General features: G+C 67.7%; 9 protein-coding genes. 5 read left to right on the forward strand and 4 right to left on the reverse strand.

Features of this window, described 5'->3' with window-relative positions; genetic code table 11:
- Positions 1-252: 252 nt before the first annotated feature.
- Positions 253-2,286: a TonB-dependent receptor domain-containing protein gene (locus ACE3TL_RS15145; RefSeq protein ID WP_374579508.1), complete on the reverse strand. Its 2,034-nt coding sequence runs from the start codon at positions 2,284-2,286 to the stop codon at positions 253-255.
- A gap of 184 nt (positions 2,287-2,470) precedes the next feature.
- Between ACE3TL_RS15145 and ACE3TL_RS15150 the strand changes: the two genes are divergently transcribed.
- On the forward strand, positions 2,471-3,268 hold the full coding sequence (locus tag ACE3TL_RS15150) for a DUF4198 domain-containing protein (protein WP_374579509.1): 798 nt from the start codon (positions 2,471-2,473) through the stop codon (positions 3,266-3,268).
- Between the two features lie 3 nt (positions 3,269-3,271).
- Entirely contained in the window at positions 3,272-3,736 is a 465-nt protein-coding gene (locus tag ACE3TL_RS15155) for a hypothetical protein (RefSeq protein WP_374579510.1), read from the forward strand.
- Between the two features lie 282 nt (positions 3,737-4,018).
- Here the strand turns inward: ACE3TL_RS15155 and ACE3TL_RS15160 are convergent, their stop codons facing one another.
- Both ACE3TL_RS15160 and secA read right to left on the reverse strand, forming a co-directional pair.
- Positions 4,019-4,819: a class I SAM-dependent methyltransferase gene (locus tag ACE3TL_RS15160; protein WP_374579511.1), complete on the reverse strand. Its 801-nt coding sequence runs from the start codon at positions 4,817-4,819 to the stop codon at positions 4,019-4,021.
- 4 nt (positions 4,820-4,823) lie between these two features.
- The gene (gene secA, locus ACE3TL_RS15165; protein WP_374579512.1) at positions 4,824-7,586 is read right to left on the reverse strand and encodes a preprotein translocase subunit SecA; all 2,763 of its coding nucleotides are present in this window, start codon (positions 7,584-7,586) and stop codon (positions 4,824-4,826) included.
- A gap of 206 nt (positions 7,587-7,792) precedes the next feature.
- Here secA and ACE3TL_RS15170 point away from each other — a divergent pair, with 206 nt between their 5' ends.
- On the forward strand, positions 7,793-8,032 hold the full coding sequence (locus ACE3TL_RS15170; RefSeq protein WP_374579513.1) for a type II toxin-antitoxin system ParD family antitoxin: 240 nt from the start codon (positions 7,793-7,795) through the stop codon (positions 8,030-8,032).
- On the forward strand, positions 8,029-8,349 hold the full coding sequence (locus ACE3TL_RS15175) for a type II toxin-antitoxin system RelE/ParE family toxin (RefSeq protein WP_374579514.1): 321 nt from the start codon (positions 8,029-8,031) through the stop codon (positions 8,347-8,349). The genes ACE3TL_RS15170 and ACE3TL_RS15175 overlap by 4 nt, the downstream gene beginning before the upstream one ends.
- Before the next feature lie 305 nt (positions 8,350-8,654).
- Here the strand turns inward: ACE3TL_RS15175 and ACE3TL_RS15180 are convergent, their stop codons facing one another.
- On the reverse strand, positions 8,655-9,830 hold the full coding sequence (locus tag ACE3TL_RS15180) for an acetyl-CoA C-acyltransferase (protein WP_374579515.1): 1,176 nt from the start codon (positions 9,828-9,830) through the stop codon (positions 8,655-8,657).
- A 149-nt stretch (positions 9,831-9,979) separates the two neighbouring features.
- On the opposite strand from ACE3TL_RS15180, the gene ACE3TL_RS15185 reads away from it, so the two are divergent.
- The coding region (locus ACE3TL_RS15185) for a peptidyl-prolyl cis-trans isomerase (RefSeq protein ID WP_374579516.1) at positions 9,980-10,811 on the forward strand (832 nt) is incomplete at its 3' end.

The following is a 10,811-nucleotide window of genomic DNA, read 5'->3' on the forward strand; positions in this document are numbered from 1 at the left end:
CACCCTGGCGCACCGGGGGTGGAACAACAGCCGTCGGCGCAGGCTCCCGAGGAGGGGAGGAAGGAGCCTGCGCCGACGGGGACGGGGCGCTTCCCGTTTCGCCCCGAACCTGCACCAGTTCCGCGATCATCGCGGTTTCCTCCCACACGGGCGGGGCGTCCGACCCGGTACGCAGGACCAGGGCGATGAGGCCGAGGTTCAGCGCAGTCGAGAAGGCGGTCGCCGCGATCCGTGTGGGTGTGAGCCTCACGCTTAGAAGGTCCGCGCCAAGGTGAGCTTGAAGGTCCGTCCCTCGGCGTCGAGCGAGGCCAGATGGCGGCGGAACTGCTTGTCGAGGACGTTGTCGACGGCGGCGCGGACCTCCAGCCCTTCGAGGGCGCCATCCCTGGGCGTCCAGGTCAGGAAGAGGTTGTGCACGCCATAGCCGCCGGTGCGCCGGCCGCCGGGGGCGACGTCCTCCTGGTCGGCGGCGAACTCGCCGCGCCAGCCGAGGGTGAGCGGATGGTCGCTGAACCGCCAGCCGACGGTGAGGTCGAGCTCGTCGGCGGGGATGGTGTTGAGCGGGGCGCCGGTCAGGCGGTTCTCGCCCTCGATCCTCGAGGCGGCGAGGCGGGCGAAAAGGTTGCGCGCGGCGTATTCGGCCTCGATCTCGACCCCGGTGAAGCGCGACTTGCCGACATTGATGAAGTAGGGCGCGCCGGCGCTGCCGCGGGTGATGAGGTTGGAGACGTCGTTGCGGAAGGCGGTGACCTTGGCGCGGACGGCGTCGCCCTGGGAAAGCACGTCGTCGAAGGAGAGGGTGAAGCCGCCCTCGAAGTTGTCGGACTCCTCGGGCTTCAGGTTGAGGCTGAAGTTGGAGGCCGCGGCGCTGGTCTTGCTGTAGATCTCGTCCAGCACCGGCATGCGCACGGTGCGGGCGACCGAGCCGAACACCGCCAGATTGTCGGTGAAGGAATAGAGGGCGGCGATCTTCGGCGAGGCGGCGCTGTCCTCGACTTCGGTTGGGGTCGTGACGCCGGCGCCGGGCTTCAGCTTGGTCCAGTCGACGCGGACGCCGGGGATGATGGTCAGCTTGTCGGACCAGATCAGCTCGGCCTGGGCGTAGAGGCCGTACTTGTCCATGTCGCCTTCGGGGTGGGTGGCCGCGCCGGGCGTGGTGACGCCGGCGGCGTTGACGCGCGGATTGCGGCGCTCCTGGCGATAGGCCTGGGCCCCGACGAAGAGGAAGCCGGTCCAGTCCGGGCCGAAGTCGAAGCGCGAGGTGTTCTGGATGCGCCCCTGCCAGGTCTCGTAGGAGAATTCCGAATAGACGACGCCGGTGAGGAAGGTGGTCTCGCGCTGCTCGACCTTGGAATTGGCGTAGGAGGCCTGGGCTTCGAGGTTCAGCAGCCTGGAGCCGCCGAAGTCGTTTTCGTAGCCGAAGGTGGCGGTGACGTCGTTGACCTTGCGGCGGACCGGCGTCGTGCCGAAGGCCTCGGCCTGGTCGTAGATCTGGGTGCTGTCGGAGGTCCAGTTCTGGTAGCTGGCCCAGAGGCTGTGGTCCTTGTCGCCGCCGACATAGTAGCGGCCCTTCAGCAGGTAGGAGCTGGAGGTGGCGTTGGAGGGGATGACGGTGGTCCCGTCGCCGCTCTTGTAGTGGTCGGCCTCGCGCTGGGTGTACATGGCCAGGAGGTCGAGGTTCTCCACCGGCTGGCCCGCGACGATGGCGGTTCCGAACACGCCGTCGTTGTTGCTTTCGTAGCCGGCGCGCAGGCGCACGGCGAAGCGGTCGCCGTCCTTCAGGAAGTCCGAGGCGTCCTTGGTGGTGAAATTGACCACCCCGGCCAGGGCCCCGGCGCCGTAGAGGGTGGAGGAGGCCGGGCCGCGCAGCACCTCGACGCGCTTGTACATGTCCGGCTCGCTGAACAGCGCGCCCATGCGGTACTGTTCGTAGAACTTCGTCACCCCGTCGATCTGGGTGAGGATGCGGCTGTCGGAGTCGGCCAGGCCCGTGCCCATGCCCCGGATGTTGAAGCCCTGGCCCAGCGCCGAGACCCCGCCGACCACGCTGACGCCGGGGATGGCTTCCAGGAGGTCGCCCATGGTGGTGGCCTGGGCGTCGTCGATGTCGTCCTGGTCGAGGGCGGTCACCGCCTGGGGTGTGTCGATGGCGACCTTTTCGGCCCCGGCGGAAACCACGATGCGGCCGAGCGAAAGCTGGGCGGCGGCCGAGTCGTCGCGCGCCTGAGCCTGCGCCGCGCCCGCCAGCAGCAGGACCGAGGCTCCCGCCAGAAGCCCGCTTCGCATGTCCGCCGCTCTAAGCCCCATTTTACTCTCCAGATATATGCAACTGCGAGTCAATCGCATATGACTCGCTGACGACGCCCCCGTGGGCGGCTGATGGGCGGTGAATGCCGCAATCGAGAGATAATTGCAAGTGACTCTCAATTGCATTAGTTGGGCCGCTATCGAACCAGACTGGAGGGCGCACATGGGGCGGATCGCAATTGCAGCTATGGCGGGGGCGGGGCTGATCGCCATCGCTCCGGGACAGGCGCTGGGGCACATGCCCTACATGCTGCCGAACCTGTTCGACCTGACCGACCGCGACCACGTGACGGTGCAGGCGAGCTTCACCGAGGAGCCGTTCGCGGCCGAGGTGGTGATGAAGTCGGACGCCTGGCACGTGCGCGGACCGGGCGGGGCGACGACGCCGATCAAGACCGTCACCTATCTGCGCGACCTGGCGGTGTTCGAGGCGCCGGTGACGGCCAATGGCACCTGGCGCATCTCGTCGGGCGAGCGCTTCGGCCGCAAGGGCAAGATGTACCGCAACGCCAAGGGTGAATGGGTGATCGGCGAGGGCCGGGACAAACCGGCCGACGCGCAACTGGTGGACGTGCAGAGCATGACCCTGGCCGAGGTCTATGTGACCCGCGGCGCACCCTCGCCCGACGCCCTGGCGGCGACCGGCAAGGGGCTGGAGCTGAGGCCGCTGACCCATCCCAGCGAAATCTTCGCCGGCCAGCCGGCGAAGTTCGAGCTGCTGTTCGATGGCAAGCCGGTGGCTGGCGCCCACGTCGAGGTGTTCCGCAGCGCCGGGACCTATGACGGCAAGAAGCAGGTGGGCGGTCAGATCACCACCGACAAGGCCGGCGGCTTCTCGATCACGCCGCCGGACGCGGGGACCTATCTGGCGCTGATCCGTCACCGCACCGAGGCGCCGGCGGGCGCCGAGACCCCCTATCGCAGCTACTCCTACACCCTGACCTTCGAAGCCACGGAATAGATCATGACCAGTCTTCGCCTGCCGCTCGCCCTGACCGCCGCCCTGCTGGCCATGGGCGCGGCCTCGGCCCATGCCGCGCCGCACGGGCATTCGGCCTTCATCACCGACTACGACCTCGACAAGGACGGCAAGGTGACGCCGGAGGAGTTCAAGACCGCGCGCGGCCAGCGCTTCGCCGCCACCGACGTCGACAAGGACGGCCAGCTCTCGGAAGCCGAATATGTCGGCGAGTACCAGGACCGGCTGGAGGCGCAGCTCGCGGCCTCGAGCGATAGCGCCGAGCGCAAGGAAGAAGAGCGCGTGCGCCAGATCCGCCAGGCGCATGTGCGCTTCGGCGTGCTGGACAGGGACAAGAGCGGCGGGATCTCGCCGGCCGAGTTCGACGTCTCCGGCCAGCGCGCGTTCGCCGAGCAGGATGGCGATGGCGACGGGGTGATCACGCCCGGCGAGAAGAAGAAGGGCGACTGACGAGATCTGGCCGGCCGCCCCTGGCGCGGCGTCCTCCGGAGCCTGCGCGTGTCCCTCGATCTGCGGCGAGGGCGCGCCTGCGGGACGCCGAAGACGTCATCGGCCGGGCCGCCGTCTAGAGCATTTTCCGCCGAAGTGGCTGCCGGTTCGGCGCAGAAAATGCTCTAAATTCAAAGAGTCTTGAGCATGATCCGTTTCTATCTAAACGGATCACACTCTGGCGGACGCGATCACAGGGCGCGTGGCGGCCGGCTGGAACCTATATGCTGTCGGCGCCGGCGATCAGCCGAACAGCTTGCCGAGCAGGCCGCCGCGCCGGGCGGGCGGCGCGGCCGGCGGCGCATCGCCCGAGAGGTCGGGCAGGCCCGCCTTTCGCGAGACCAGCACCTCGATATATTCAGCCCTAATGCCGCGCCCCAGGTCCTCTATGGTCCAGATGGTGGTGGTCAGGCCGCTGGCGGCGTCCCAGTAGGCGGCGATGTCGTAGCCCCAGTCGATGGTGACCAGCACTCCATCCGGGCTCATTGGATCGCCGTGATAGGACGGCGGCAACAGGTGTTCCACCGAGCCGTCGGGGCGGCGGCGGGCGCGGCGGACCGAGGGCTTTTCCTTGTTGACGATCGGCACGGTGCAGATGTGCATGCCGCCCGGCTTCAGGGTGCGGGCGATCTCGCGCACCGCCAGGTCGGGGGCGAAGACGTGCTCCATGACGTCCTGGGTGATGACCAGGTCGAAGCTCTCGTCGGCGAAGGTCTGGCGCTCGAGGTCCTCGGAGCGCCAGCGCCCGTTCGGGTGGATCGAACCCCAGGGGATCGACCGGTCGTACTGGCTGGGCAGGTAGCCGCGCGCCTGATCGGCCAGGCGGCGGCTGGCGGCGGTGCCGGGCGAACTCTCGTGGATGGTCAGGGCCCGCCAGTCGGGGCGTAGCTGGGTCAGGACAGAGAACAGCGCCCGTTCGCGCGGCTGCGATCCGCACGATTGGCAGAGGAAGTGATCGCGCAGCCATTCGTCCTTGGAGGCGAAGGTCGCGGCCTGCTCGCAGACCGGGCAGAAGCCGTCGACCTTCAGGACGTAGTCCGACATCGCCTTAGACGAGCGCGCCGTGGCAGTGCTTGAATTTCTTGCCCGAACCGCAGGGGCAGGCGGCGTTGCGGCCGGTGTTCTCCCAGCCGTCCGGCAGGGCGGTGATCGGCAGGGCCTCGCGCTGTTCGGCCGAGAGGCCGTCGGGCAGGGCGCCCATCAGGGCCGCGTTCTCGCCGGTCAGCGGGTCCATGTGGATTTCGGTGAGGCCGGCCAGGGGCGAGACCGGCTCGGGCTCGGCGAACTGGAACTCGACCGTCATCAGCCAGCGGGTCACGTTCTGGCGCAGGTCGACCAGCAGCTTTTCGAACAGCGAGAAGGCCTCGGTCTTGTACTCGTTCAGCGGGTCGCGCTGGCCGTAGCCGCGCAGGCCGATGACATTGCGCAGGTGGTCGAGGTGCATCAGGTGCTCGCGCCACTGCATGTCGATCATCTGCAGCAGGAAATTCTTTTCCAGGCCGCGCATCTGCTCGGGGCTGATGAGGCGCTCGCGCTCGGCGGCGCGCGCCTCGGCGGCGGCCTGCAGGCGCTCCTGGATCTCTTCGTTGGCGATGCCGTCCTCGGCGGCCCAGGCGGCCAGCGGCAGGTCGAGGCCCAGCAGCTCCTGCACGCGCTCGGCGAGGCCGGCGATGTCCCACTGCTCGGCATAGGCCTTGGGCGGCAGGTGGCGCTCGACCAGGTCGGCGACCGTGTCCTGGCGCATCTCGGTGATGATTTCCGAGAGGTCGGCGGCGGTCATGAACTCGGCGCGCTGCTCGAACACCGCCTTGCGCTGGTCGTTCACGACGTCGTCGTACTTCAGCAGGTTCTTGCGGATTTCGTAGTTGCGCTGCTCGACGCGCTTCTGGGCCTTCTCGATGGCCGCGTTCAGCCACTTGTGGGTGATCGCCTCGCCGTCCTGGACGCCGAAGGTGCGCATGATCGCGTCCAGCCGCTCGCCGGCGAAGATGCGCAGGAGGTCGTCCTCGCAGGACAGGAAGAACTTCGACTGGCCAGGGTCGCCCTGGCGGCCGGTCCGGCCGCGGAGCTGGTTGTCGATGCGGCGGCTCTCGTGACGCTCGGTGCCGAGCACGTAGAGGCCGCCGGCGCCCAGGGCCTGTTCCTTCAGGGCCTTGGTCTCGCTCTCGATGCGCTGGCGCTCTTCGGCGGCGGCCTCGGGCGTGACCTCGATGCCCAGGCCCTTCTGCTCCTCGCGCCACTTCAGCACGCGGATGTCGATGTTGCCGCCGAGCTGGATGTCGGTGCCGCGGCCGGCCATGTTGGTGGCGATGGTCACCGCGCCGGGCACGCCGGCGTCGGCGACGATCATGGCTTCCTGCTCGTGGTAGCGCGCGTTGAGGACGTTGTGCGGGACGCCGGTCTGCCTCTTGCCGCCGACCTCGAACTTGTGGGCCTTCAGGAGATCGGAGAGCTGCTCGGACTTCTCGATCGAGACGGTGCCGACCAGGATCGGCTGGCCGCGCACGTAGCATTCCTCGATCTGCTTGATGATCGCGCGGTTCTTTTCCTCGGCGGTGCGATAGACCTCGTCGTCGTCGTCGATGCGGGCGACCGGACGGTTGGTCGGGATCTCGACCACCTCCATCTTGTAGATGTCGGCGAATTCCTGGGCCTCGGTGGCGGCGGTGCCGGTCATGCCCGAGAGCTTGGTGTAGAGGCGGAAGTAGTTCTGGATGGTGACCGAGGCCAGGGTCTGGTTCTCGGGCTGGATATGGGCGCCTTCCTTGGCCTCGATGGCCTGGTGCAGGCCCTCAGACAGGCGGCGGCCCTGCATCATGCGGCCGGTGAACTCGTCGATCAGGATCACCTCGCCGTCGCGGACGATGTAGTCCTTCTCGCGCGTGTAGAGCACGTTGGCGCGTAGGGCTTGGTTGACGTGGTGGACGATGGAGACGTTGGCCGCGTCGTAGAGCCCGGCGGAATCGGGGTCGAGATGGCCGCCGGCCACCAGCATCTCCTCGACGGTCTCCGAGCCCTCCTCGGTCAGGATGACCTGGCGCTGCTTCTCGTCGTGGTCGAAGGTGGTCGGGTCCTTGATCAGCTCTTTGATGACCAGATCGATGGTCTTGTAGAGCTCGCTGCGGTCCTCGGTCGGGCCGGAGATGATGAGCGGGGTGCGGGCTTCGTCGATCAGGATGGAGTCGACTTCGTCGACGATGACGAAGTTGTGGCCGCGCTGGACCATCTCGCCGGCGTCGTAGACCAGGTTGTCGCGCAGATAGTCGAAGCCGAACTCGTTGTTGGTGCCGTAGGTGATGTCGGCGCGGTAGGCGGCCTGGCGCTGGTTCTGGCTAAGGCCGTGCACGATGACGCCGGTCGAGAGGCCGAGGAAGCCGTAGACCTGGGCCATCCAGTCGCCGTGCAGCTGGGCCAGGTAGTCGTTGACGGTGATGACGTGGACGCCCTTGCCGGCCAGGGCGTTCAGATAGGTAGGCGCGGTGGCGACCAGGGTCTTGCCTTCGCCGGTCCGCATCTCGGCGATGCCGCCCTGGTGGAGGACCATGCCGCCGACGAGCTGGACGTCGAAGTGGCGCTGGCCCAGCACCCGCTTGGAAGCCTCGCGCACCACGGCGAAGGCTTCTTCGAGGATCTGGTCGAGGGTTTCGCCGGCGGCCAGGCGGTCCTTGAACTCCTGGGTCTTGGCGCGAAGTTCGGCGTCGGAGAGCGCCTGCATCTTCGGTTCGAGCGCGTTGATCTTGCCGACCCGCGCGATGAGCGTCTTGACCTTGCGGTCGTTGGAAGAGCCGAAGAAGCGTTGGAAGATGCTCAAGGGAAGTCGTTCCGGATTGCGGGAGGGGCCCGGCGGGACCTGTCTGGCCTGCTCGCCTGCCCGGAAATTCCGCTCTTTTCAGGGCGGGCGAGACTTAAGCAGCGCCTATGCCAGTGTCAACGCGGCGAGGGCGACAGGCAAGGCGACCGGATACGGCGAGTGGCGGAGATATTTGCCAAATTTTGCCATCGGAGTAGGCTCGGGCCATGAGCACCATGAACATCTCCCTGCCCGAAGCGCTCAAGGCCTTCGTCGACGAGCAGGTGGTCGGGCGCGGCTATGGGACCAGCAGCGAATATGTGCGCGAACTGATCCGCAAGGACCAGGACCGCCAGCGCTTGAAGGCGCTGTTGCTGGAAGGGGCCGCCTCGCCGGCCGGGCCGGCGGCGGACGGGGCTTATTTCGACGCGCTGCGTGACCGCGTTCGCGGCCGCGGGAAAGGATGAGCTCAAAGCCGGTCGTGCCGCGCGCGGCTGCTGTCGGCGATGTCCAGGCGGCGGTGGATTACTATGTGCAGGAAGCCGGAATGCGGGTCGCTTTGGGCTTCATCGATGGGCTGGAGGCGGCCTATGGCGCGATCTCCCGCCAGCCAGGGGCGGGATCGCCGCGCTATGCACATGAACTCGCCCTGCCCGGGCTGAGAAGCTGGAAAGTGCGGCGCTATCCCTATCTCGTCTTCTATGTGGAACGCCCCGACGCGATCGATGTCTGGCGCGTGCTGCATGCGCAGCGGGATGTCGCGGCCTGGATGGCGGAGGGGTGAGGCGACCGCTCATCCCGGCGAAGGCCGGGACCCAAGCGGGTCTTCAACTTCACGAGATCAGGTTGTCGGCGCCGCCGACGTGGAGCGTGCCTTAGGGGCCGCTCGCGAAGAATACAGGGATAGAACCCATCCCCCGCTCAGGCTGAAATTCAGCTTGGGTCCCGGCCTTCGCCGGGATGAGCGGGGGATGGGGTGGTTCTCAGGTCTTGGTAGATTTCAATCAGGCCCGCGGCGCCCCCCGAAACTGACAGGAGCGGTTTCGGGCTCTTTCGAGTGATGGGCGCCGACGGGCGGCCTGAATGAAATCAGTAGATTTCAATCAGGCCAGCGGCGCCCATGCCGCCGCCGATGCACATGGTCACGACGCCCCACTTGGCGCCGCGGCGCTTGCCTTCCAGCAGGATGTGGCCGGTCAGGCGGGCGCCGGTCATGCCGTAGGGGTGGCCGATGGCGATGGAGCCGCCGTTGACGTTGTACTTTTCCGGGTCGATGCCGAGCTTGTCGCGCGAGTAGAGGCACTGGCTGGCGAAGGCTTCGTTCAGCTCCCACAGATCGATGTCGTCGATCTTCAGGCCGTGACGTTCCAGCAGGCGCGGAACGGCGAAGACCGGGCCGATGCCCATCTCGTCGGGGGCGCAGCCGGCGACGGCCCAGCCGCGGAAGGCGCCGAGCGGCTCGAGACCGGCCTTGGAGGCGGCCTTGGCTTCCATCAGCACCACGGCGGCGGCGCCGTCGGAGAGCTGGCTGGCGTTGCCGGCGGTGATGAACTTGCCCTCGCCGCGAACCGGCTGCAGCTTGCGCAGGCCTTCGATGGTGGTGTCGGGACGGTTGCACTCGTCACGGTCGACCACGTAGTCGACGATGCTCTCTTCCTTGGTTTCCTTGTTCACGACCTTCATCTTGGTCGCGAGCGGGACGATCTCGTCCTTGTACTTGCCGGCCTGCTGAGCGGCGGCCATGCGCTTCTGGCTTTCCAGGCTGTATTCGTCCTGGGCCTCGCGGCTGACGTTGTAGCGTTCGGCGACGATGTCGGCGGTGTCGATCATCGGCATGAAGATCGCCGGATACTGAGCGATCAGGTTCTTGTCGATATTATCCGAGCCGCCCGCGCCGCCGCCCGGGAAGGACAGCGATTCCACGCCGGCGCCGACCGCGACGTCCGCGCCGTCGTTACGGATGTAGTTGGCGGCGGTGGCGATGGTCTGCAGACCCGAGGAGCAGAAGCGGTTGACGGTCACGCCCGAGGTGGTGATCGGCAGGCCCGCCAGCAGCGCGGCCTGGCGGCCGAGGTTGCCGGAGCCGTGGGCGACATTGCCGAGGATCACGTCTTCGACGGCGGCCTTGTCGACGCCGGCCCGTTCGACCGCCGTCTTGACCGCATGGGCGGCCATGGTGACGGTCGGGGTCATGTTGAAGCCCCCGCGACCCGACTTGGCCAGGCCCGTCCGGGCGTACGAAACGATTACGGCTTCCCGCGTCATGAAATAATTCCTCCAGAAATGATGCCGACGGGGCAGTTATCCGGTCCCCGGGGCCTTTGATCGGGCGCGACCTTTGCATCCCCGCGCCGAGTTGGCTAGGGACGGGCGAGGACCTGCGGGCTCTTTCTCGCATTCGAGGTGCGTCGAACATGACGAAACCGACTATCCGCCGCATCCCGAACGGCCTGGCGCTGGCCGGGGTCGTCATCGCGGCCGCCCTGGCCCTGGCCGGGTGCGGCGACCGGGGCGGCACGGACGCCGCGCCGCAGCCCGGCGACACCGCCGTCGCCAAGGTGGACGGCGCGACGGTCTGGGCCTCCGACGTCAAGCGCGAGGCGGTGGCCCAGGGCCTGATCGGCGAGGGGGAGCCGCTGGACGTCTCCTCCGACCTCTTCCGCCGGGTGCTGGACGAGGTGGTCGACCAGAAGCTGCTGGCGACCGAGGCGATCAAGCGCAAGCTGGACAAGGAGCCGGCCGCCGAGAAGCGGCTGGCCGCCGCGCGCGAGCGCATCCTGGGCGACATGCTGGTCGAGAGCGTGGTGACCGACGCAGTCACCGACAACGCCATCCGCGGGCTCTACCAGGAGCAGCTCAAGCTGGCCAAGCAGTCGGAGGAGTTCCGCGCCCGCCAGATCGTGGTGGCCACGGAGGCCGAAGCTCAGGCGGTCGCCAAGCTGATCTCGACCGGCGCCTCGTTCGAGGCCCTGGCCATGGAGCGCTCCACCGACGCGGCGACCCGGTTCAACGGCGGCGACCTCGGCTATTTCACCACCGACGTGATGCCCGAAGCCTATGCCGCCAACCTGAAGGGCGCCAAGGCCGGCGACATCGTCGGCCCCTTCGCCATCGAGGGCGGCTGGGCGATCCTGAAGGTCGAGGACAAGCGGCTGGAGCAGCCGATCACCTTCGAGGCGGCCAGGCCGCAGATCGTGCGGTTCCTGACCTACGACCAGGTGCGCGACCTGCTGGAGAAGCTGCGAA

It is taken from the genome of Phenylobacterium sp. (assembly GCF_041920015.1).
In the GTDB taxonomy this organism is placed as follows: Bacteria; Pseudomonadota; Alphaproteobacteria; order Caulobacterales; family Caulobacteraceae; genus Phenylobacterium.

Bases quoted from the DNA above. Each gene is read 5' to 3' on its own strand.
- ACE3TL_RS15155 (WP_374579510.1), top strand. From the start codon at position 3,272: ATGACCAGTCTTCGCCTGCCGCTCGCCCTGACCGCCGCCCTGCTGGCC.
- ACE3TL_RS15180 (WP_374579515.1), bottom strand. From the start codon at position 9,830: ATGACGCGGGAAGCCGTAATCGTTTCGTACGCCCGGACGGGCCTGGCC.
- ACE3TL_RS15145 (WP_374579508.1), bottom strand. From the start codon at position 2,286: ATGCGAAGCGGGCTTCTGGCGGGAGCCTCGGTCCTGCTGCTGGCGGGC.
- ACE3TL_RS15160 (WP_374579511.1), bottom strand. From the start codon at position 4,819: ATGTCGGACTACGTCCTGAAGGTCGACGGCTTCTGCCCGGTCTGCGAG.
- ACE3TL_RS15170 (WP_374579513.1), top strand. From the start codon at position 7,793: ATGAGCACCATGAACATCTCCCTGCCCGAAGCGCTCAAGGCCTTCGTC.
- ACE3TL_RS15150 (WP_374579509.1), top strand. From the start codon at position 2,471: ATGGGGCGGATCGCAATTGCAGCTATGGCGGGGGCGGGGCTGATCGCC.
- ACE3TL_RS15175 (WP_374579514.1), top strand. From the start codon at position 8,029: ATGAGCTCAAAGCCGGTCGTGCCGCGCGCGGCTGCTGTCGGCGATGTC.